The organism is Lysobacter sp. Soil_N_23 (genome assembly GCF_057656135.1).
In genome coordinates this window covers 1-19958 of the sequence record NZ_JBDGKY010000012.1, presented here as the reverse complement: position 1 = coordinate 19958, position 19958 = coordinate 1, and the positions used below count along the sequence as shown (strand labels likewise).

Below are 19958 nucleotides of genomic sequence, written 5' to 3'. Positions count from 1 at the left end.
TCCTGTGGTATGTCCCTGTCACACCCGCCGCAGGCGGGGCAACTTCCATTTGCCGGCGAGCTTATTCGTACCGGACCGGGCTGCCAAGCCCGCGTCTGGCCGGTTCCCGGGAAGGCGCCAGAATGGCCGCAATCGCACATGGTTGAGGCAGCCACGGCGAACTTGAGCCGCGCAGAGCACGGTGGCACGATCGCGCACGTGACTGGCAGACCCTCCGATGCGGTGCACCTGCGCGATCTTGCGCGGCTTCGCCGCGTGCGCGACCGGATCGACCGCGAGTTCGCGCAGCCACTGGACGTGGAGGCACTCGCCAGCGGCGTGCACATGTCGGCCGGGCATCTCAGCCGCCAGTTCCGGCTGGCCTATGGCGAGTCGCCCTACTCCTACCTGATGACCCGGCGCATCGAGCGCGCAATGGCGCTGCTGCGCGGTGGCGAGCTCAGCGTCACCGAGGTCTGCTTCGCGGTCGGTTGCTCGTCGCTGGGCACGTTCAGCACCCGCTTCACCGAACTTGTCGGCGTACCGCCCAGCGTCTACCGGCGCCAAGTGGCGGATGCAGCGCCAGGGATTCCGTCCTGCATCGAGAAGCAGGTGACCCGACCGGTCAGGAATCGAGAAGCGAAGGCCACCGACCCGGACCTAGCATGACCGCTCCAACCACCAGGGACGACTGCAATGAACATCACCATCCACGCGAGCTTTCTCCCCCACAACGACCCGGACGCCGCGCTGGCCTTCTACCGCGACACCCTCGGCTTCGAGGTCCGCAAGGACGTCGGCTACAACGGCCTGCGCTGGATCACGGTCGGCCCGCCCGGCCAGCCTGAGACCTCCATCGTGCTGCACCCGCCGGCCGCCACTCCCGGCATCACCGAGGAGGAACGCCGCACCATCGCCGAGATGATGGCCAAGGGCACGTACGGCATCATCCTGCTGGCCACCCGGGACCTCGACGGCGCCTTCGAGAAGCTGCAGGCCAGCGGTGCCGAGATCGTCCAGGAGCCGACCGACCAGCCGTACGGCGTGCGCGACTGCGCGGTCCGCGACCCGTCGGGCAACATGATGCGGATCCAGCAGCTGGGCTGACGTGGCTGCAGGTTCCAGAGCAACGTCGCTGGGTCCTCGCCTTCGCGCGGATGACGGTCTTCCAAGACGGTAGAAAGCCCCTCTCCCGCTTGCGGGAGAGGGGTTGGGGTGAGGGCCGCCGAAGACCAGGCAACGAAATACCGAAGCGTCGTCCGCCGGAATCCGGGGCACGCCGTGATCCCGGCGTAACGCGGTGCGAGCGCAGAATGGCGCCTCCCCACGCAAGGACGGCGACGATGGCCGACGAAATCGACGATACCGGCACCCTCCAGGCCCTGCTCGAACGGCTGATCAATTTCCGGCTGCCACGCACGCTGGCGATCAAGAAACGCGTCGACGCCGGCGAGCGCCTGACCGACGCAGACATCGCCTTCCTCAAGAGCGCACTGGAAGATGCGCAGCGCGGCCAGCAGGTGTGGGCGCGAAATCCGGAGATGCACAAGATTGGCGTGCAGATCGTCGAACTCTACGACGACATCATCAGCAAGGCGGTCGAGAACGAGAAGAAGGCGTAACCCTGCCCGGAGCAAGCACCATGAAGTCCGACAATAGTCACGACCCGTCGCCCGCCGAACCGGAAAGGATGAAGCGCAAGGAGTACGAGGCGGAGCTGGAGAAGCTGCACGTCGAACTGGTCAAGCTGCAGATGTGGCTGGTGGCGAAGAAGATGAAGGTCTGCGTCGTGTTCGAAGGGCGCGACACCGCCGGCAAGGGCGGGACGATCAAGGCGATCACCGAGCGGGTCAGCCCGCGCGTATTCCGCGTGGTGGCCCTGCCGGCGCCGACCGACCGCGAGAAGAGCCAGATGTACTTCCAGCGCTACATGCGCCACCTGCCGGCGGCCGGTGAGTTCGTGATCTTCGACCGCAGCTGGTACAACCGCGCCGGCGTGGAACGGGTGATGGGGTTCACCTCGGAAACGAAGGTGCGCAAGTTCCTGCGGACCACGCCGCTGGTGGAGGCGGCGATCGTGCAGTCGGGGATCATCCTGCTCAAGTACTGGCTGGAGGTCAGCGACGAGGAGCAGACCCGGCGGCTGAAGGAACGCGCCACCGACGGACGCAAGCTGTGGAAGCTCTCGCCGATGGACCTCAAGTCGTACGGCCGCTGGTACGACTATTCGCGCGCACGCGACGACATGTTCACAGCCACCGACTCGCCGCAGGCACCGTGGTACGTGGCACGCACCGACGACAAACGCCGTGGGCGCCTCAACATCATCCGTCACATGCTCGACAAGATTCCCTACGACGAGCTGCCGCGCGAGAAGTTCAGCCTGCCAAAGCGGCAGAAGCGCGGCGACTATGTCGAGCCGGACTATCCTTTCAAGTTCATCAAGGAGCAGTACTGACACCGTTGCCCGAGCGGAATGATCGCCCAGGCATGACGAAGCCACGACAGGGAGCTAGTGGATGAACGGCTGGATGCGTTGGCTGCCCGGATTGCAGATCATCAGGCGCTACGAAGCGGCCTGGCTGCCGAACGACCTGATGGCCGGGCTGGTGCTGACCACGATGCTGGTGCCGGTTGGCATCGCCTACGCCGTGGCCTCGGGCGTTCCGGGCATCTACGGCCTGTACGCCACCATCGTCCCCCTGCTCGCCTACGCCCTGTTCGGCCCGAGCCGCATCCTGGTGCTGGGACCGGATTCCTCGCTGGCCGCAGTGATCCTCGCGGTCGTGTTGCCCCTGTCGGCAGGCGACCCGACGCGCGCCGTGGTCGTGGCAAGCCTGATGGCCGTGGTGTCGGGGCTGGTGTGCATCCTTATCGGCGTGCTGCGCCTGGGATTCGTCACCGAGCTGCTGTCCAAGCCGATCCGCTACGGCTACATGAACGGCATCGCGCTGACGGTGCTGGTCAGCCAGTTGCCGAAACTGTTCGGGTTTTCGATCGACAGCGCCGGGCCGCTGCGCGATCTGACCCGCACCACCCAGGCGATCCTCGGTGGCCAGGCCAACTGGACCGCGTTCGCCGTCGGCGCCGGCACCCTGGTGCTGATCCTGCTGCTCAAGCCGTACAAGCAGATCCCCGGCCTGCTGATCGCCGTGGTCGCTGCCACTTTCGTGGTCGGTGCGCTCGCCCTGGATGAAACCGCCGGGGTCAAAGTGCTCGGACAACTCCCGCAGGGCCTGCCGTCGTTGGCCCTGCCGTGGATCGAACCGGCCCACCTCGGCCAGGTGGTGATCGGCGGTTGCGCGGTCGCGATGGTGGCGTTCGCCGACACCAGCGTGTTGTCGCGCACGTATGCAGCCAAGACCGGCACCTACGTCGACCCGAACCAGGAGATGGTCGGCCTAGGCGCGGCCAACCTCGCCGCCGGCTTGTTCCAGGGGTTCCCGATCAGCAGCAGTTCCTCGCGCACGCCAGTGGCCGAAGCCGCCGGAGCCAGGACCCAGCTCACCGGCGTGGTCGGCGCCGTGGCGGTGGCCCTGCTGCTGGTCTTCGCGCCCAATCTGCTCGAGCACCTGCCCAGCAGCGCGTTGGCGGCGGTCGTCATCGCCGCGGCGATCGGCCTGTTCGAGTTTGCCGACCTGCACCGCATCTATCGCATCCAGCAATGGGAGTTCTGGCTGTCGGTCGCCTGCTTCGTCGGTGTCGCGGTACTGGGCGTGATCCCCGGCATCGGCATCGCCATCCTCATCGCCGTGATCGAGTTCCTCTGGGACGGCTGGCGGCCGCACCACGCCGTCATGGGGCGCGTCGACGGCATCCGCGGCTTCCATGACATCCGGCGTTATCCGCAGGCGCGACTGGTGCCGGGCCTGGTGCTGTTCCGCTGGGACGCGCCGCTGTTCTTCGCCAATGCCGAGCTGTTCCACCAGCGCGTGCTCGAAGCCGTCGCGCAGTCGCCCACGCCGGCGCGGCGGATCATCGTCGCCGCCGAACCAGTGACCAGCATCGACGTGACCTCGGCCGACATGCTCGCCGAACTGGAACGGTCGCTGCGCGAATCCGGCGTCGAGTTCCGGTTTGCCGAGCTGAAGGATCCGGTCAAGGACAAGCTCAGGCGCTTCGAGATCCTTGAGCGCTTCGGACCGATGTATCCGACCATCGGCGCCGCCGTCGATGCGTACCTCGAGGAGCATGCGGTGGACTGGCACTGGGAAGACGAAGAAAGCGACTGACCTCAGCCGCCGTTGCGGTGGGCCGCTTTTGTAGGAGCGAGCTTGCTCGCGATCCTGCGTGTCCGCCGTTGCCAGGTTCGCGAGCAAGCTCGCTCCTACGCGACGAGCGCTGGTCAGCGGAAGTCGCGCGAACTCGTATCCAGCTCGCCGAGCAGCTCGGCGTAGTTCTCCAGCCGCTGCGCGATCACGTGCTGAACACCGTCGACGCGCTCCAGGCGTCCTTCCACCACCAGCAACTGCGACTCCAGCAGCACCCGCCGCTGGCGCTCGGCCAGGTGCTTCCAGACCACGACGTTGATCGTTCCCGACTCGTCTTCCAGCGTCACGAAGATCACGCCGCTGGCGGTCTGCGGCTGCTGGCGGCCGCGCACCAGGCCGGCGGTGCGCACGCTGCGGCCATGGGCGACCTGGTCGAGCTCGGTCGATCCCTTGCAGCGGCGCGCGGCCAGCGCCTTGCGCAGATACGACAGCGGATGGCGTCCGAGCGTGGTGCCGGTCAGGGCGTAATCGGCGCGCAGGTCCTCGTCGGGGGTCGGCATCGGCAGGCGGATCTGCGTTTCCTTGCCGGACACGGTCGCATCCAGCAGCGGCAGCTGGCGTTCGACGCCGGTGATCGCCCAGCGTGCGCGATGGCGATGGCCGGCCAGTGACTTCAGCGCACCGGCGTCGGCTAGCAGGCCTTGCTGGCGGCGATCGAGCGCGGCGCGTTCGCACAGGTCGGCGACGTCGTCGAACGCACGCCGTGCCCGCGCCGCCTCGATGCGCTCGGCGGTGACGTTGTCGAAGCCCTGGATCATGCGCAGACCGAGCCGGATCGCCGGATCCATCTGGTCGTGGAGCCCGGGCTGGTCGCGCAGCCCGGCTTGGCCGCGCAAGTGCTCCAGGCTGCAGTCCCAGTCGCTGAAACGCACGTCCACCGGCAACACGCGCACGCCATGGCGACGCACGTCCTGCAGGATCTGGTCGGGTGTGTAGAAACCCATCGGCCAGCTGTTGATCAGGCTGCAGGCGAAGGCCGCCGGCTCGTGCCGCTTGAGCCAGCAGGTGACGTAGGTGATCAGGGCGAAGCTGGCCGCGTGCGACTCGGGGAAGCCGTAACTGCCGAAGCCCTTGATCTGCTCGAAGATGCGCTCGGCAAATTCAAGCGTGTAGCCGTTGTCGAGCATGCGCGTGGTCAGCCGTTCGCGATGGTGCTCCAGCCCGCCGTGGCGCTTCCATGCCGCCATCGAGCGGCGCAGCTCGTCGGCTTCGCCGGGCGTGTAATCGGCGGCCTGGATCGCCAGCTGCATCACCTGCTCCTGGAACAGCGGCACGCCCAGGGTGCGTTCGAACACCTCGCGCAGGCGCGGCGGGTACTCGACCGGCTCCTGGCCGTTGCGACGACGCAGGTAGGGATGGACCATGTCGCCCTGGATCGGCCCCGGCCGCACGATCGCCACCTCGATCACCAGGTCGTAGAAGTTCTTCGGCCGCAGCCGCGGCAGCATCGCCATCTGTGCGCGCGACTCGATCTGGAACACGCCGACGGTGTCGGCGCGGCCGATCATTTCGTAGGTCTCGCGGTCGTCGGCCGGGATGTCGGCCATGGTCATGTCGCGACGCCCGTGCCGGCGCAGCTGGTCGAGGGTCTTGCGCACCGCGGTCAGCATGCCCAGGGCGAGGCAGTCGACCTTGGACACCTGCATGACGTCGAGGTCGTCCTTGTCCCACTGGATCACGGTGCGGCCGTCCATCGCCGCGTTCTCCACCGGTACCAGGTTATGCAGCGGCTGCTCGCTGATGACGAAGCCGCCGGGGTGCTGCGACAGGTGGCGCGGGAAGCCGATCAGCTCGGCGGTGAGCTGCATCAGCCGGCGCAGGATCGGCGCCTCCGGGTCGAAGCCGCGCTCGCGCAGGTATTCCGGCATCGGCAGTTCGCCGCTCCAGCGTTCCATGGTCGCGGCCAGCTCGTTGACCTGGTCCGGTGGCAGCCCCAGTGCCTTGGCGACGTCGCGGATCGCGCTCTTGCCGCGGTAGCTGATCGCCACCGTCACCAGCGCCGCGCGTTCGCGGCCGTAGCGCTCGAACACGTACTGCAGCACCTCCTCGCGGCGCTCGTGCTCGAAATCGATGTCGATGTCCGGCGGCTCGTTGCGCTCGCGCGAGAGGAAGCGCTCGAACAGCATGTTCATCGCCGCGGGGTCGAGCTCGGTCACGCCCAGCGCGTAGCACACCGCCGAATTGGCGGCCGAGCCGCGGCCCTGGCACAGGATCGCGCGGCTGCGGGCGAAGCGGACGATGTCGTGCACGGTCAGGAAGTAGGACTCGTAGCGCAGCTCGGAGATCAGCGCCAGCTCGTGCTCGATCTGGTCGCGGGCCTTGTCCGGCGTGCCGTTCGGCCAGCGCCAGCGCGCGCCCTCCTCGGTCAATTGGCGCAGCCAGGTCGCGGCGGTATGGCCTTCGGGCACCAGTTCGCGTGGGTATTCGTAGCGCAGCTGGTCGAGGGTGAAGCGGCAGCGTTCGGCGATGCGCAGGGTTTCGGCCAGCAGGTCGGCCGGGTAGATCGCCGACAGCGCCCGGCGCGTGCGCAGGTGACGCTCGCCGTTGGGGAACAGCAATGCGCCGGCCTCGACCACGGTGGTGCGGTGGCGGATCGCGGTCAGCGTGTCCTGCAGCACCCGGCGCGAACGCACGTGCATGTGCGCATCGCCGGCGGCTACCAATGGCAGGGCGTGGCGATGGCCGAGATCGCGCAGTGCCTGCAGGCGTTCGTCATCGTCTGGTCCGCGGTGGAGTTCGACCGCGATCCACAGCCGCTCCGGGAACACCGACTTCAGCCAGTCGACCTCTCTGTCGTGGCCGTCGGCCGGCAGCCACAATGCCAGCAGGCCGGCGGGAAGTCCGCCGAAGTCCTCGCGCAACAGGCGGTAGCGGCCCTTCTCGGCGCGACGCCGGGCGACGGTGATCATGCGGCACAGCGCGGCGTAGCCCTCCAGGTCTGCCACCAGCAGCACCACGGCCGGGCCGCCCTCGATCCGCATCTCGCTGCCGACGATCAACGGCAGGCCGCTTTTCCGCGACGCCTCCAGCGCGCGCACGATACCGGCCAGCGAGCATTCGTCGGTGATCGCCAGAGCCTGGTAGCCCTGCTCTTTGGCGCGGTCGAACAACTCCTGCGCGACCGAGGCGCCGCGCTGGAAGCTGAAGGCCGACAGGCAATGCAGCTCGGCATAGTCCGGCGGCACGCTATTGGACAGCACGCTCATGCGAACCACCCGTGCAGCATGTACGGCCCGCACTCGCCGGCGACGCAATAGGCCCAGGCGCGCTGGCCGCTGGAGGTTTCGACTAGGTAGTAATCGCGGCGCACTTCGAAGCCGTCCCACCAGCCCGATTCGATGCGCTCGGGACCGGCCAGCACCGTCAGTGCGTGATCGCGCAGCGGGATCGGCTGATGCAGCAGCCAGCCCGGGCGCGGCAACGACGGCGCGGCTTCGTGGGTTCGAGCAACGCGCTCCGCCAGCGCTTCCACGCCCCAGGCACGCTCGGGCCGGTGGTCGCCACGCACGGCCAGGCCATGCACGGCGTCGTCGCCGAGACGCGCGCGCAGCCGTTCGCGCAATTGCGGCCACGGCATCGCCTGCTGCGAACGGGCATCGAACAGGTCGCGACTGGCCGGCACGAACGGCGGCAGTTCCTGCGCAAGCAGGCGCAGGCCGCGCACGGGCGCCGGTACCCTCGCCTGCTCAAGCCGGCCGCGAGTGAGTTCGAACAAGGTCGCCGCCGCGCGTTCGGGCGCGAGCAGGCCGACCGTGACCTCGCTGTCGTCGCAACGTTCGTGCTCGAGCACCAGCACGAAGCGCTGCACGCCGCCGTCGCGGCCGGCCAGGAACGTGGCCAGATCGGCGGTCAGGCGGCGCAGCGGGAACAGCAGCGCCTGGCTGGATTCGATCTCGTGGTCGAACTCCATGCGCTGGTCGAACACGTCCGGCGGCCGGTACAGGGCCAACGGCAGCGTCATCTCGCCGCGCAGGGCATCCAGGTACGGCAGCACCGTCTTCGGAAAGCGCCGGGTGATGCTGTCGCGCGGCAGTTCGAAGACCTGGCTCAGGCGGCGCAGACCCATGCGCGACAGCGACACGGCGGTCTCGCGATCAAGCCCGGCACGTTCCACCGGGATCTGCCCCAGACCGGTCAGCAGGCTTTCGTCGGTCAGCCCGATGCCGTCGTGGACATTGGCCAGCACCCGCGCGGCATGCGGATTGGGCGCGGCGACGAGGCGATGGCGGAAGCCCATCTCGCGCAGTTCCTCGCGCATCTGCGCTTCCAGCCGCGGCCACGGCCCGAACAGCTTCAGGCTGCGGCCGATCTCCAGCACGATCGCATGGGCGAACTGCGTGCTGACCTGCGAACTGAAACGGTAGGCCCAGGCCGCGACCAGGTCACGCCAATGCGCCGCGTCCTTCGCATCAAAGGCGACGCTGGTGAAGCCGGCATTGATCGCCTGCGCCGCCGCCAGCGATTGCCCCGGCCGCAGGCCGAGCGCGCGCGCGGCCGGATTGACCGAGTGCAGCACGCGCCGCTGCACCGGCCCATCGATCAGCGCCAATGCCTGATCGGGCATCGGTTGCCGGCGCAGGACACCGTCCAACGCCAGTTGCGGCAACAGCAGGCAGACCCAGCGCATGACGGTCCTGCCTCACTGCCAGTCGAAGGCAATGGGCCGCGTCGGCGCCAGCCCACCGCGGCACTTGAGCACGCGCAGTTGCTGCGGGTCGGTGTCGATGGCGATGCGCAGCGCCGCCGGCGAAGGATTGCGCGCGGCCTTGGCCGGACGGATCGCGAAGCCCAGGCAACGCCCGCTCTCGGCCGCCACCTGCAACCGCCGCAGCGCGCGATCGTCGGCATGCAGCGGCCAGCACAGCACCGCCGCGCACGCACCCGAACGCAGGCACTGCTCGGCCGCCCACAGCGCATCGCGCGGCGGCGTGTCGATCACCTGCAACTGCGACAGGCGCACACCGGCGCTCTGCCACGCCGGCGCGAACGGCACATACGGTGGCGCGACTACGACTATCGTTCCATCCTGCTGCGACAGCCGCGCCAGTGTCGGCCACAGCAGGCGCAGCTCACCGACGCCATCGGCCGGGATCAGCAGTTCGGTCAATGCACCGTCGGGCCAGCCGCCCGAAGGCAGCGCCGCATCGAGCATCGCGTGCCCGCTCGGCTGCGGACTGGCGGGCAGCACATGGCGCTGCTGGCCTTTCCATAGCCGGCGCTGGTCCAGCAGGCTGTCGATGGCGACGACCGCGCCCATGCCCTGCCCTCAGCCCTGCCGGATCAGACCGCAGAAAATGCCTTCAATGGCGAAGTCCTGGCCGCGCTCGACCACGATGGGCGAATGCGCCGGGTTGCGCGGCAACAGGCGGATGCCATCGCCATCGTGTTCCAGTCGCTTGATGGTGATCTCGCCATCGACCCGTGCGACGACCACCTGGCCATCGCGCGCCGCGTTGCTGCGATGCACGCCGACCAGATCGCCGTCGAGAATGCCATCGTCGATCATCGAATCGCCCTGCACCTTGAGCAGGTAATCGGGCGCATGCGCGAACAGGCGGCGATCGAGCCGCAAGCGCGGAGCGTCCTCGACGATGTCGGCACCAATCGGCACACCGGCCGCGACCCGCCCCAGCACCGGCAGGCTGACCAGCTCGCCCGGCGCGTCGCGACCAAGCAGGCGGATGCCACGGCGCTGGTTCGGCACCAGCTCGATCTGGCCAGCATCGGCCAGTGCCTGCACATGCTTCTTGGCCGCGGTGACCGAAGCGAAACCGAAGGCCTGCGCGATCTCCGCCAGGCTCGGCGGCTGCCCTTCCTCGATCCTTTCGCGGATGAAGGCCAGGACGGCGGTACGTTTCGGGGAAGGGCTGGCCATGGTGCATATATTTACACCCAGGCGTTCCGGTTGAACAGATCCGCCTGCCATCTCTGCAAAAGCAGTGTTGTATCGCCCCGCTTTATACGCGCCACTGCCCTCAATTGATTCAACTATTTACCGATTATTGTTGAAGTCCAAACGAGCCGAGTGAAAGCAACGCCCAGGGATCCCCGCCATCGCGGGGATGACGGTCTTCTTTAGCCCCTCTCCCGCTTGCGGGAGAGGGGTTGGGGTGAGGGCCACCGAAGACCATGCAATGAATTGCCGAAGCGTCGTCCGCCGGGCCGGGGATTGCTCCGCAGTGGGCCATGGATGGCCCACGCCCCGCCTTCGGACAGGATGTCCGACGAAGGGGCGGAGCAATCCCCGGCCCGGCGGACGACGCCACTCCGAAGACGACGATGCCACTCCGGAAACAGAACCTGGCGCCCCCAACGACGACACAAAAGAAAAGAGCCACCCGAAGGCAGCTCTTTCCGACTCACAACACCAACGCCGGATCAGGACTCGATCGGCACCAGCGTGATCTCGACGCGGCGGTTCTGCGCGCGACCGGACTCGGAATCGTTGCTGGCCACCGGGCGGGTCTCGCCGGCGCCGACCACAATGAAACGATCGCGGTTGAGGCCACGGCCGGTCAGGTAACCCGACACCGCATCGGCACGCTGCTCCGACAGCTTCTGGTTGTAGGCATCGCTGCCGACACTGTCGGTGTGACCGGCCACCTCGACGATGGTCTGGTTGTACTCCTGCAGCGTGCGCGCAACGTTGTCGAGCACCGGATAGAACTCCGGCTTCAGATTGGACTTGTCGAAGTCGAAGGTGATGCCGCTGGGCATGTTGAGCGTGATGTTGTTGCCGTCGCGCACCACGTCGACGCCGGTACCGGCCATCTGCTCGCGCAGCGCACGCTCCTGGCGGTCCTGGTAGTTGCCGATCGCGGCACCGGCGAGGCCGCCGACACCGGCACCGACCAGCGCACGCTGGCGACGCTCGGTGGCATCGTCACCGCTGAGCAGGCCGGCAGCGACGCCGGCCAGCGCACCAATCAGCGCGCCCTTGCCGGTCTTGCTCATGCCCTGCTGCTGCCCCTGCTGCGGCGGAGCGCTCTGGGGATACTGACCCTGCGGGTATTGCTGGCCGTAATACGGTTGGCTGGTGGCGCAACCGGCGAGCACGGCGGCCATCGCCAGTGCGACGAATGCGATCTTGATATGGGTCTTCATCGGGCGGTCCTTCTGGGAAGATCGGTTGAACAGTGGTGCAAGCTAATCACGTCCGCACGCAGCGGAAGCGACAAGCGGTCACACCTATTCAGTTTCCGGCAGGGAACATGGCTTCCGCCGCAACGGCATCGAGCGTGTGCTCCCAGCTTCCCATCAAGGACAGATACAGCAGCTTCTCGAATTCGGCACCGAACCGGCCGATCACCGCGTCCGGATCCGGAATCAAACGGCCATCGGCAATCAGGCCGAAATGGACGCGGCCGTTGTAGCTGAGGATCGAAATGCCGATGCCAATCGAACCGGTCTGCGGCACCCAGAACATCATTTCCCGCAGCATGCAGCCGGCCAGGTACAACGGCTGCTGCGGTCCGGGCACGTTGGTCGCCACCGCCGTCGCCTTGCGGCTGAAGAGCTCCAGTGCCAGCCCCTGCATGGCCGCCGGCGCCATGCCGAGAGCGGCCAACAAGCCATACGCAACAATGGCTTGTCTTGAGTTCTTCAAGTTTCGCATGCATTCGGCCACGCGCTCCAGACGACGGATCGGATTGCCCTCGCCGACCGGCAGGTCGAGGAACACCAGGCCGAAGTGGTTGCCCAGCTTGCGCGCGTGCTCGAGCGGACGCAGGTTGACCGGCACGGTCGCGCGCAGCGTCATGCCGTCGACCCGCTCGCCGCGCTCGATCATGTAGCTGCGCAGCGCGCCGGCAGCAGTTGCCATCAGCACGTCGTTGACGGTGCAGTCGCAGGCGCGACCGACCGCCTTTACTTCTTCCAGGTCCAGCGGCTCGGCCCAGGCCACGCGCTTGCTCACGCCCAGGCGTCCACGCAGCAGCGATGGCGGATCGTCGGACAAGGCCAGCGCGTGCAACAGCTCGCGCGCGATCTCGCCGCCCTCCTTCGCCAGCACTGCGGCAAGCCCCGGGTCGCGATAGAAATCCAAGCCCTTCTCGACGACCTTGCTGCCCAGCTGCATGTAGCGGTCGACGGCGCCGACGCGACGGGCGACGTCGGCATGGTCCTGCTTGAGCCAGGTGCGCGGCAGCTCGCTGGCGTTGCCGGCATCGGGCTGGGTATCGGTCAGCGACAGCAGCACCTGCACCAGCGCGATGCCGTCGGCGTAGCTGTGGTGGATGCGCGCGATCAGCGCCGAGCCACCGTTGTAGTGCTCGACCAGGTGGAACTGCCACAGCGGCCGGTCATGGCTCAACGGCGACGACGCCAGCTGGCTGACGAAACGCTCCAGCGCACGCTTGTCGCCACGGCCCGGCAGCGCCGCCGGCTGCACGTGCCAGTCGAGGTTGAAGTTGGGGTCGGTGCGCCAGGAAGCGCCGGCCGGCGTGTCCACGGCCTTCTGGCGGAAACGGCGATAGGCGAGGAAGCGCTGCTTGACCACGCGCTTGAGGCGCTCCAGCGACATCGGCTCGGCGAACATCAGCACGCCGGTGATCATCATCGGATTGGTAGGCCGCTCCATCCGCAACCAGGCGGTGTCCACGCGCGACATCGCCTCGCGGCGCGCGCGCTTGCGCGAAGTTGCCCGCTCTCCTGTCGTTGCCATGCGCCCTCCCAAGCCTTGCCGCGAGTGAATCACGCTGCCAAGAGCAGCGTCAACGCAATGTCCTGGCAGGTAGGAGCGAGCTTGCTCGCGATCGCCTTTTCCGTCGCCCGATCGCGAGCAAGCTCGCTCCTACCCGACGCGCAGCTGGCGGTAGGCCTTCAAGGCGCCGTCACGTCCTGCATACAGATCCACGAGCGGCCGCACCGGATAGCCCGGCGCCAGCCGTTGCGAGGTCGCCGGGTCCTGCCACGGCGCGAACCGCAACGGCAGCGGCAGCCCTGCCAGTTCGGGGAGCCAGCGGGCGATGTAGCGCCCTTCCGGGTCGAACTTCTGCGCCTGCGTCACCGGATTGAAGATGCGGAAGTACGGCGCGGCATCGGCGCCGGTGCCGGCCACCCACTGCCAGCCGAGCGTGTTGCTGGCCAGGTCGGCATCAACCAGCGTGTCCCAGAACCAGCGCGCGCCGTGGCGCCAGTGGTAACGCAGGTGCTTGGTCAGGTAACTGGCCACCACCATGCGAACGCGGTTGTGCATCCAGCCGGTGCTCCACAACTCGCGCATGCCGGCATCGACGATGGGCACGCCGGTGCGTCCGTGTTGCCAGGCCTGCAGATGCGAGGGCGATACCTGCGCCCAGTCGAATGCGTTGAACTTCGGGTCGAAGTTCAAATCGGGCGTTTGCGGAAAGTGATGCAGCAGGTGGTAGCCGAACTCGCGCCAACCCAGTTCCCGCCTGGCCGCGTCGATGTCGATGTCGGCCATCGAACCGCGCAGGCGTTCCAATGCCGCAACCACGCGCCAGGGTGCGATCTCGCCGAAATGCAGATGCGGCGACAGGCGCGAAGTACCCATGCAGTCGGGGCGGTCGCGTTGTTCCGCATAACCATGCAGCGCGCCATCGGTGAACGCCTCCAGCGCCTGCAGCGCGCCCTCCTCGCCGGGTGTCCACGTGCTCCGGGAGGCGCCGCTCCAGGAGGCGCTGCTCCAGAAAGCGCTGTCCCAGCCGCGCGCCGGCGCCAGCCGCAACGCCTGCAACGGCACGCCTTCCGGCCCCTCGCCACTGTCGGGCAATCGGGCTGGTGCATCCACGCATGGCTCCAGGCGCCAGTTCGCCAATGCCGAGCGCCAGAACGGGGTGAACACGCGGAATGGCTTGCCCTCCTGGGTCTTCAGCATCCACGGCTCGAACAGCAGGGCACTGTTGAAGCTCCCGGCATGCACGCCCTGCCCGCGCAGCACCTGCTTGATGCGGGCATCGCGCTGCTCGAACGCCGGTTCGTAGCGGCGATTCCAGAACACCGCCTCGGCACCGGTGGTGGCGACCAGCGACTGCAGCGTCGCCAGGCTGGGGCCGAAGAAACGTCGCAGATGCGAACCGCGCTGGCGCAGACGGCCATCGAGCGCATCGAGCGAGCGATGCCGCCAGGCATCGGACGCCGCACCCGGTCGCCAGTCGCCGGCTTCGTCCGGGGCATGGATGTAGACCGGGATCGGGGTGTAGCCGCCATTGAGCGCGGCCTGCAGCGCCGGGTTGTCGGCCAGGCGCAGGTCGTTGCGGAACCAGACCAGCGCTGGCGGCCCCGGACTCGCAACGGTTGCGGGCATCGCCCCTCCAGAGGTTGGACGGGCGCAGTATGCCGGCTACGGCCCGCTGCGGTACTCGCGCGGAATCCGGTCGTTGAGGCCGACCAGGATCTCGTAGGGAATCACGCCGGCCCGCTGCGCCAATGCTTCGACGCTGATGGCGTTGTCGCCCTGCAAACCGACCAGCACCACTTCGTCTTCGTTGAAGGCGCTGTCCTGGCCGATGTCGACCATGAACTGGTCCATGCACACCCGGCCCACGATCGGGTAGCGCCGGCCACGGATCAGCACTTCACCTCGCGAGGACAACGCCCTCGGGAAACCATCGCCGTAGCCGATCGGAACCGTCACCACGCGCGTGTCGCGTTCCGGCGCCCAGGTCGCGCCATAGCTGACAGGATTGCCGGCCTTGACCACCTTGAAGTAGACGACCCGCGAGGCCAGCGACATCACCGGCTTGAGGTCGACGGTGTGGCGCGAGGCCGGATCGGGCTGGACGCCGTAGAGCATGATTCCCGGACGGACCATGTCGAGCCAGGTCTCGGGGAAGTGCAGCACGCCGCCGGAGTTGGCCAGGTGCCGGATCGGCATCGGCGCGCCGATGCGCTCGATGTGCGCGCACGCCTCGAGGAACCGCTCCAGTTGCTGCGCACTCATCGGCGAGAACGGGTCATCCGAGCACGCCAGGTGCGAATAGATGCCCTTGAGCACGCACCACGGCGACGCCACCGCCGCCTCGATGAAAGGGCGCGCGGAGTAGCTGTGCACCCCGATGCGCTCCATGCCGGTGTCGATCTTGACCTGAATGACCGCCTTGCGGCCCAGCGCCTGCGCCGCGGCCTCGACCAGGCGCAGCTTGTCCAGCGAGGAAACGGTGATCTCCAGGTCATGGGCGATGAACTGCGTCACCTGGCGACCGAAGATGCCGCCCATCACCAGCACCGGCGCGGTCACGCCAGCCTGGCGCAGGGCGATGCCCTCTTCCAGGAACGCCACGCCCAGTTGCTCGACGCCCTGCGCCTGCAGATGCAGCGCGACCGGGACCAGGCCATGGCCGTAGGCATTGGCCTTGACGATGCCCATCACCGGCACGCCGACATGGGCACGGATGCTGCGCAGGTTGAAGGCCAAGTGGTCGAGATCGACCACGATACGGGTGGGCCGCTCGCTGACGGCCGGGGGCATGCCTGCTGACTGGTGCACTTGGGTCCCGGTGGGTGATCCGCTGGGTGGTCACTCGCAGGGAATTGTACTGTCGTCCCGAACGCAGTGAAGGACCTGCTGGTGCTGGTGCTGTTGCGTGTTGGGCTTGCATCCTCGGAACGGCGTCGTCCGCCGGGCCGGGGATTGCTCCGCCCCTTAGTCGGACATCCTGTCCGAATGCGGGGCGTGGGCCATCCATGGCCCACTGCTGCGCAATCCCCGGCCCGGCGGACGACGCTTTGGTGTTTCGTTGCATGGTCTTCGGCGGCGCCCGAGAAACGCTGAAACCCGTCATCCCCGCGAAGGCGGGGACCCAGCGACTTTCGCCCTCACTGCGTTCGGGACGGCAGGACGGCAGATCAGTCGCAGCGGCGCTCGGTCACCTTGCCCGCGCTTATTCGAAGCTGCCCACCGAGTCGTGCGAGAGGTTGTCGAAGCGGGTGTACTCACCGAAGAACTTGAGCTTCATCGACCCGGTCGGACCGGAGCGCTGTTTGCCGATGATGATTTCGGCCAGGCCCTTGTCGGGCGAGTTTTCCTTGTTGTAGTAGTCGTCGCGGTAGATGAACACGATCATGTCGGCGTCCTGCTCGATAGCGCCCGATTCGCGAAGGTCGGCCATCACCGGGCGCTTGTCGGTTCGCGTTTCCAGCGAGCGGTTGAGCTGCGACAGGGCGATGATCGGCACCTGCAGTTCCTTGGCCAGGCCCTTGAGCGAGCGCGAGATCTCCGAGATCTCGGTCGCGCGGTTCTCGCTGTTGCCGGGCACCGACATCAGCTGCAGGTAGTCGATGACGATCAGGCCCAGGCCGCCGTGCTCGCGCTTGAGGCGGCGCGCCTTGGCGGCGAGCTTGACCGGCGACAGGCCGGGCTCGTCGTCGATGAAGATCTTGACCTCGCGCAGCTGCCGGATCGCGCTGGTGACGCGGCTCCAGTCCTCGTCCTCGAGCTGGCCGGTACGCAGGCGCTGGGCGTTGACGCGGCCGACCGAGGAGATCAGGCGCATCGCCAGCTGCGAGGCCGACATTTCCATCGAGAACACCGCCACCGGCAGCTTGCTGCGGAACGCGGCGTACTCGGCCATGTTCAGCGCCAGGGTCGTGTTGTGGACGCAGATGTCATTGGCGATGAAATTATGGGTATCGGGAACGGTGAGGTCGAACACCTGCTGCTCGCCGGTGGCGACAATCGACTCGATGCGGTCCCAGACGACGTCGCTGCCTGCCAGCTGGGCCAGATGGGCGTCATCGAGCACCATGGCGATGCGCGCAAGGCGCTCGCGCGATATGGCACGCTTGCCGACATGGCTGTTGGAGTCGCTGTAGCCGGTGCGCCGGGCCAGCTCGGCCCACGACATGTCGCCCTTGGCCTGGCCGATGTAGTCCCAGATCCCGGCCGGGATGTGGTCGACATTGCTGTGCGGACGGCGCGCGTCCACGGCCGCCAGCAGGGCATCCACTGCAGCGGCCTTGCCCTTGATCCCGATCTGCGTGGCGAACGTGCGGATCGAGCCGGCGTCGGTGATGTCGATCTGCCAGCTGCAGCGACGTGCATCGCGGTAGCGCACCCAGCGCTGGCGCAGCTTGGCGACGATGCCAAAGCGCAGCAGCAGGTGCTGGACCTGCCGTGCCAGGCGTTCGCTGACGCTGGCGTAACCCAGTTGCGCCTGGCCCGAGGCGAGCACCGTGGCCCAGCCATCGGTGGCGAACAGACGGTTGAGGAACAAGGCCAGTTGCTGCTGCGGCAACCGGAACACCGGCGCCGGCACGAACTTGCCGTGCGCACCGTGGCCCATCAACCCCAGTTCGCGCAACCAGGCCGTCAGCGGATTGGGACCGTTGTGGCGGGCCGCGGCCAGCCCGGACGGTGCCAGCTGTGCCGGCCGGACTTCCAGGACGGTGCACAAGCGACCGAACTGCTCGGGTCCCGGGACGGTCTTGCCGCGACGCCGATTCGATACGGTCGCGGGGCTGACCGCCAGCGCGCGCGCCACACCCTGTGCCGAACGGCCGCCCTCGCAGAGCGCGGCATCGAGCGCGGTGGCGAATGCGTCGCGACCTCGGGCCACCGCCACGGTGTCTGCCGCCACGGCCCACGAAGACGCGTAGCCGGGACGATGCTCGACCTGGTGGGCGGCGATGCCATCAAACGCGGCCACGGCGCCGAGGAAATCCTCGACCACCTCGGCATTGGTCGCCGTGAAGCGCGGCAGGCTCCCGGTCAGACCACCGTCGCCGATCAGGTAGGCCAGCAAGGTCACCTCGCACTCGCGCATCGCCTGGTCGCCGAACACCGGCAACCGGCGCGGCACGGCGACATGATCGCCTTCGCGCAATTCCAGCAGGGGCTTCCAGCCGTCGAGCGTCAGGAACGGGTGCGGCGCCGTGGTCTGCACGCGTCGCCCGAGCCTGGTGGTGACCTCGAACGTGGGCTTGATTCCGTCGTCGACGAAATCGGAAGGGGCCTGGCGATCGAGCCGGAAGTCATCGCGCAGGGTACCGATGCGGCCCGAGCGCGCCTGGCAGATCGATTCGATCGTGACCACCGAGCCGTCGTCCAGCACCAGCTCGGCATCGGCGCTCAGGCATTTGCCCATCGCCGGACGTGCCGCCAGGATGATCAGGTCGGTCTTCTGCAGGCCGGCGGTCATCATGTCGAACTCGGTGTAGCCGGTCGCCAGGCCGGTGACGCCGCTGCCGTTGGTGTAGCGCGTCTGCAGCAGGTCGAAGGCTTCCGACAGCGCCTTGGTCACCGCGGTGAAGTCGGTCTTGCCGGTGCTGTTGGCCTGGGCGATGGCCAGGACCTGACGCTCGGCCTCTTCCAGGATCTCGCTGCTCTCGCGGCCGTCGGGCTGGAAGCCGTCGTTGACGATGCCGGTGCCGACGTCGATCAGCTGGCGCAGGATCGCCTTGTCGCGGACGATCTCCGCATAAGCGGTGATGTTGGCGGCCGAAGGCGTGGTGCTGGCCAGCTCGATCAGATAGGCGCCACCGGCGACCGTTTCCGCCAGGCCCATCGACTCGAACCACTCGCCCAGGGTGACCGCGTCGAACGGCCGGTTCTTCTCGGCCAGTTCGCGGATCGCGCGATAGATCAGCTGGTGGTCGCGCCGGTAGAAGTCGCTGTCGCTGAGCTGGTCGGCGATGCGGTCGTAGGAATCGGGAACCAGCATGAGGCCGCCGAGCACCGCCTGCTCGGCTTCGATCGACTGCGGAGGTACACGCAGCTGGTCCAGGCGCTGCTCATTGCGCGTCTCGAACCGCTTCTCGCCGCGAAACCCTGGACGTGCGCTCATGCCGTTTGTTTGCCCCTTCCGTGCGCCGTCAGTTGCGGCAGTGTTTGTGTGACGGGTCGGGCATCGTAGTCGCCGATGCCGTCGAGGGGTTGCAGATAACTCTGTGGATATCGCGTGGATAGAATCCGTGCGGATGGATCCGGCGTGGATAGATTCCGCGTGGATAGATGGCATGGCACCGTCTCAGCACCTGAGACAGCAGCCGTTGACCGCCCATCGCTTGCACTTTGCAGGCGACGCCCCATCGGCAGTATCGCTTGTCTGGCCGGCTTAGTGAGGCGGCGGCAGTGATTGCGTCGTGACGGCGCCCTGCTCTGCCAGGTGCACCTGCTCCGCCAAGTGCCTGTGCACCTCAGCCAGCAGCGGCTGCGACAGCATGCCCATGAGCGCGTCGATCGCCTCCCCCGCCCACCTTCCGGTGCGCGCAGGCGGCAGCGTGTCGGCCAGGTGCAGGTCGAGGATCCTTGCCATCAGCCAGAACGCGCGATCGCTGTCACGCTTGTCCTGGCAGACTGCACGCAGGCTGGCGGCGATCAAGTCGACCAGCTCGGGCGGCACCGCAGCGCTGCCAGTGGCGCCGGCCACCGGCGCCATGCACAGGGACCGGGACGGGCCGCCGCAGTGGGAGTCGACCAACGGGCCGACCGGCTCGACATCGCTGACAGCAGGGGGTTGCCGGGTGTCCATGGGATGGCTGCTGCCTCGAGGGAAAGAGCCATCTACCGCGATGGCAGGCGCAACTGTGTCATCCCAAGTCCCGGATCCATATAGGATCTGTCTGAGATTTGACTAGCCCTTCTCCCACGTAAGGGAAAGGGGCTGGGGTGATGGCAAACGGGCTGCGACGCCTTCCGCATCTTTTATCTTTTGCGCGCGTGGTCGGCGGGGGGAGGGGGTGGGGTGTATTCCGCGAACCTCCGCTTCGCTCCGTTAACTGTTCGCGAAATACACCCCACCCCCTCCT

15 protein-coding genes are annotated in these 19958 nt (G+C 67.5%); 5 read left to right on the top strand and 10 right to left on the bottom strand.

What is annotated here, in order from left to right; all coding sequences use genetic code 11:
* The first annotated feature begins 198 nt into the window (after positions 1 to 198).
* The 5 genes from AC3A3X_RS10540 to AC3A3X_RS10520 all read left to right on the top strand — a co-directional run bounded on the left by AC3A3X_RS10540 (position 199) and on the right by AC3A3X_RS10520 (position 4211).
* Positions 199 to 648, top strand: coding sequence for a helix-turn-helix transcriptional regulator (locus AC3A3X_RS10540; protein WP_487582977.1), 450 nt, complete (start codon positions 199 to 201; stop codon positions 646 to 648).
* 27 nt (positions 649 to 675) lie between these two features.
* Positions 676 to 1086, top strand: a complete 411-nt coding sequence (locus tag AC3A3X_RS10535; RefSeq protein ID WP_200605092.1) for a VOC family protein — start codon at positions 676 to 678, stop codon at positions 1084 to 1086.
* 236 nt (positions 1087 to 1322) lie between these two features.
* Complete coding sequence (locus AC3A3X_RS10530) at positions 1323 to 1601, top strand: hypothetical protein (protein WP_487582976.1); 279 nt, start codon at positions 1323 to 1325, stop codon at positions 1599 to 1601.
* A gap of 20 nt (positions 1602 to 1621) precedes the next feature.
* Positions 1622 to 2437 (top strand): polyphosphate kinase 2, encoded by an 816-nt coding sequence (gene ppk2 / locus AC3A3X_RS10525; protein ID WP_487582975.1) that lies wholly within the window; start codon positions 1622 to 1624, stop codon positions 2435 to 2437.
* Between the two features lie 61 nt (positions 2438 to 2498).
* Positions 2499 to 4211: a SulP family inorganic anion transporter gene (locus AC3A3X_RS10520; protein WP_487582974.1), complete on the top strand. Its 1713-nt coding sequence runs from the start codon at positions 2499 to 2501 to the stop codon at positions 4209 to 4211.
* Between the two features lie 113 nt (positions 4212 to 4324).
* Here the strand turns inward: AC3A3X_RS10520 and AC3A3X_RS10515 are convergent, their stop codons facing one another.
* From AC3A3X_RS10515 to AC3A3X_RS10470, 10 genes are all read right to left on the bottom strand, one after another.
* Positions 4325 to 7456 (bottom strand): error-prone DNA polymerase, encoded by a 3132-nt coding sequence (locus tag AC3A3X_RS10515; RefSeq protein WP_487582973.1) that lies wholly within the window; start codon positions 7454 to 7456, stop codon positions 4325 to 4327.
* The gene (locus tag AC3A3X_RS10510) at positions 7453 to 8877 is read right to left on the bottom strand and encodes a Y-family DNA polymerase (protein WP_487582972.1); all 1425 of its coding nucleotides are present in this window, start codon (positions 8875 to 8877) and stop codon (positions 7453 to 7455) included. Before AC3A3X_RS10510 ends, AC3A3X_RS10515 begins: the two co-directional genes overlap by 4 nt.
* A gap of 12 nt (positions 8878 to 8889) precedes the next feature.
* The gene (gene imuA / locus AC3A3X_RS10505; RefSeq protein WP_487582971.1) at positions 8890 to 9507 is read right to left on the bottom strand and encodes a translesion DNA synthesis-associated protein ImuA; all 618 of its coding nucleotides are present in this window, start codon (positions 9505 to 9507) and stop codon (positions 8890 to 8892) included.
* A gap of 9 nt (positions 9508 to 9516) precedes the next feature.
* A complete protein-coding gene (lexA, locus tag AC3A3X_RS10500) occupies positions 9517 to 10125 on the bottom strand; it encodes a transcriptional repressor LexA (protein ID WP_487582970.1) in 609 nt (202 codons plus the stop codon).
* A gap of 503 nt (positions 10126 to 10628) precedes the next feature.
* Positions 10629 to 11354: a YiaD family glycine zipper/OmpA-like lipoprotein gene (locus AC3A3X_RS10495; RefSeq protein ID WP_487582969.1), complete on the bottom strand. Its 726-nt coding sequence runs from the start codon at positions 11352 to 11354 to the stop codon at positions 10629 to 10631.
* An 88-nt stretch (positions 11355 to 11442) separates the two neighbouring features.
* A complete protein-coding gene (locus AC3A3X_RS10490; RefSeq protein ID WP_487582968.1) occupies positions 11443 to 12912 on the bottom strand; it encodes a WS/DGAT/MGAT family O-acyltransferase in 1470 nt (489 codons plus the stop codon).
* A gap of 129 nt (positions 12913 to 13041) precedes the next feature.
* The gene (locus AC3A3X_RS10485) at positions 13042 to 14517 is read right to left on the bottom strand and encodes a cryptochrome/photolyase family protein (protein ID WP_487582967.1); all 1476 of its coding nucleotides are present in this window, start codon (positions 14515 to 14517) and stop codon (positions 13042 to 13044) included.
* A 36-nt stretch (positions 14518 to 14553) separates the two neighbouring features.
* Complete coding sequence (alr, locus tag AC3A3X_RS10480; RefSeq protein WP_487582966.1) at positions 14554 to 15681, bottom strand: alanine racemase; 1128 nt, start codon at positions 15679 to 15681, stop codon at positions 14554 to 14556.
* Positions 15682 to 16093: 412 nt separating this feature from the next.
* Complete coding sequence (dnaB, locus tag AC3A3X_RS10475; protein WP_487582965.1) at positions 16094 to 18994, bottom strand: replicative DNA helicase; 2901 nt, start codon at positions 18992 to 18994, stop codon at positions 16094 to 16096.
* Between the two features lie 270 nt (positions 18995 to 19264).
* On the bottom strand, positions 19265 to 19681 hold the full coding sequence (locus AC3A3X_RS10470) for a hypothetical protein (protein ID WP_487582964.1): 417 nt from the start codon (positions 19679 to 19681) through the stop codon (positions 19265 to 19267).
* Positions 19682 to 19958 lie beyond the last annotated feature (277 nt).

Coding starts and splice junctions, on each gene's coding strand:
- AC3A3X_RS10535 (WP_200605092.1), top strand. CDS start 676: ATGAACATCACCATCCACGCGAGCTTTCTCCCCCACAACGACCCGGAC.
- AC3A3X_RS10530 (WP_487582976.1), top strand. CDS start 1,323: ATGGCCGACGAAATCGACGATACCGGCACCCTCCAGGCCCTGCTCGAA.
- ppk2 (WP_487582975.1), top strand. CDS start 1,622: ATGAAGTCCGACAATAGTCACGACCCGTCGCCCGCCGAACCGGAAAGG.
- AC3A3X_RS10520 (WP_487582974.1), top strand. CDS start 2,499: ATGAACGGCTGGATGCGTTGGCTGCCCGGATTGCAGATCATCAGGCGC.
- AC3A3X_RS10515 (WP_487582973.1), bottom strand. CDS start 7,456: ATGAGCGTGCTGTCCAATAGCGTGCCGCCGGACTATGCCGAGCTGCAT.
- AC3A3X_RS10510 (WP_487582972.1), bottom strand. CDS start 8,877: ATGCGCTGGGTCTGCCTGCTGTTGCCGCAACTGGCGTTGGACGGTGTC.
- imuA (WP_487582971.1), bottom strand. CDS start 9,507: ATGGGCGCGGTCGTCGCCATCGACAGCCTGCTGGACCAGCGCCGGCTA.
- lexA (WP_487582970.1), bottom strand. CDS start 10,125: ATGGCCAGCCCTTCCCCGAAACGTACCGCCGTCCTGGCCTTCATCCGC.
- AC3A3X_RS10495 (WP_487582969.1), bottom strand. CDS start 11,354: ATGAAGACCCATATCAAGATCGCATTCGTCGCACTGGCGATGGCCGCC.
- AC3A3X_RS10490 (WP_487582968.1), bottom strand. CDS start 12,912: ATGGCAACGACAGGAGAGCGGGCAACTTCGCGCAAGCGCGCGCGCCGC.
- AC3A3X_RS10485 (WP_487582967.1), bottom strand. CDS start 14,517: ATGCCCGCAACCGTTGCGAGTCCGGGGCCGCCAGCGCTGGTCTGGTTC.
- alr (WP_487582966.1), bottom strand. CDS start 15,681: ATGCCCCCGGCCGTCAGCGAGCGGCCCACCCGTATCGTGGTCGATCTC.
- dnaB (WP_487582965.1), bottom strand. CDS start 18,994: ATGAGCGCACGTCCAGGGTTTCGCGGCGAGAAGCGGTTCGAGACGCGC.
- AC3A3X_RS10470 (WP_487582964.1), bottom strand. CDS start 19,681: ATGGACACCCGGCAACCCCCTGCTGTCAGCGATGTCGAGCCGGTCGGC.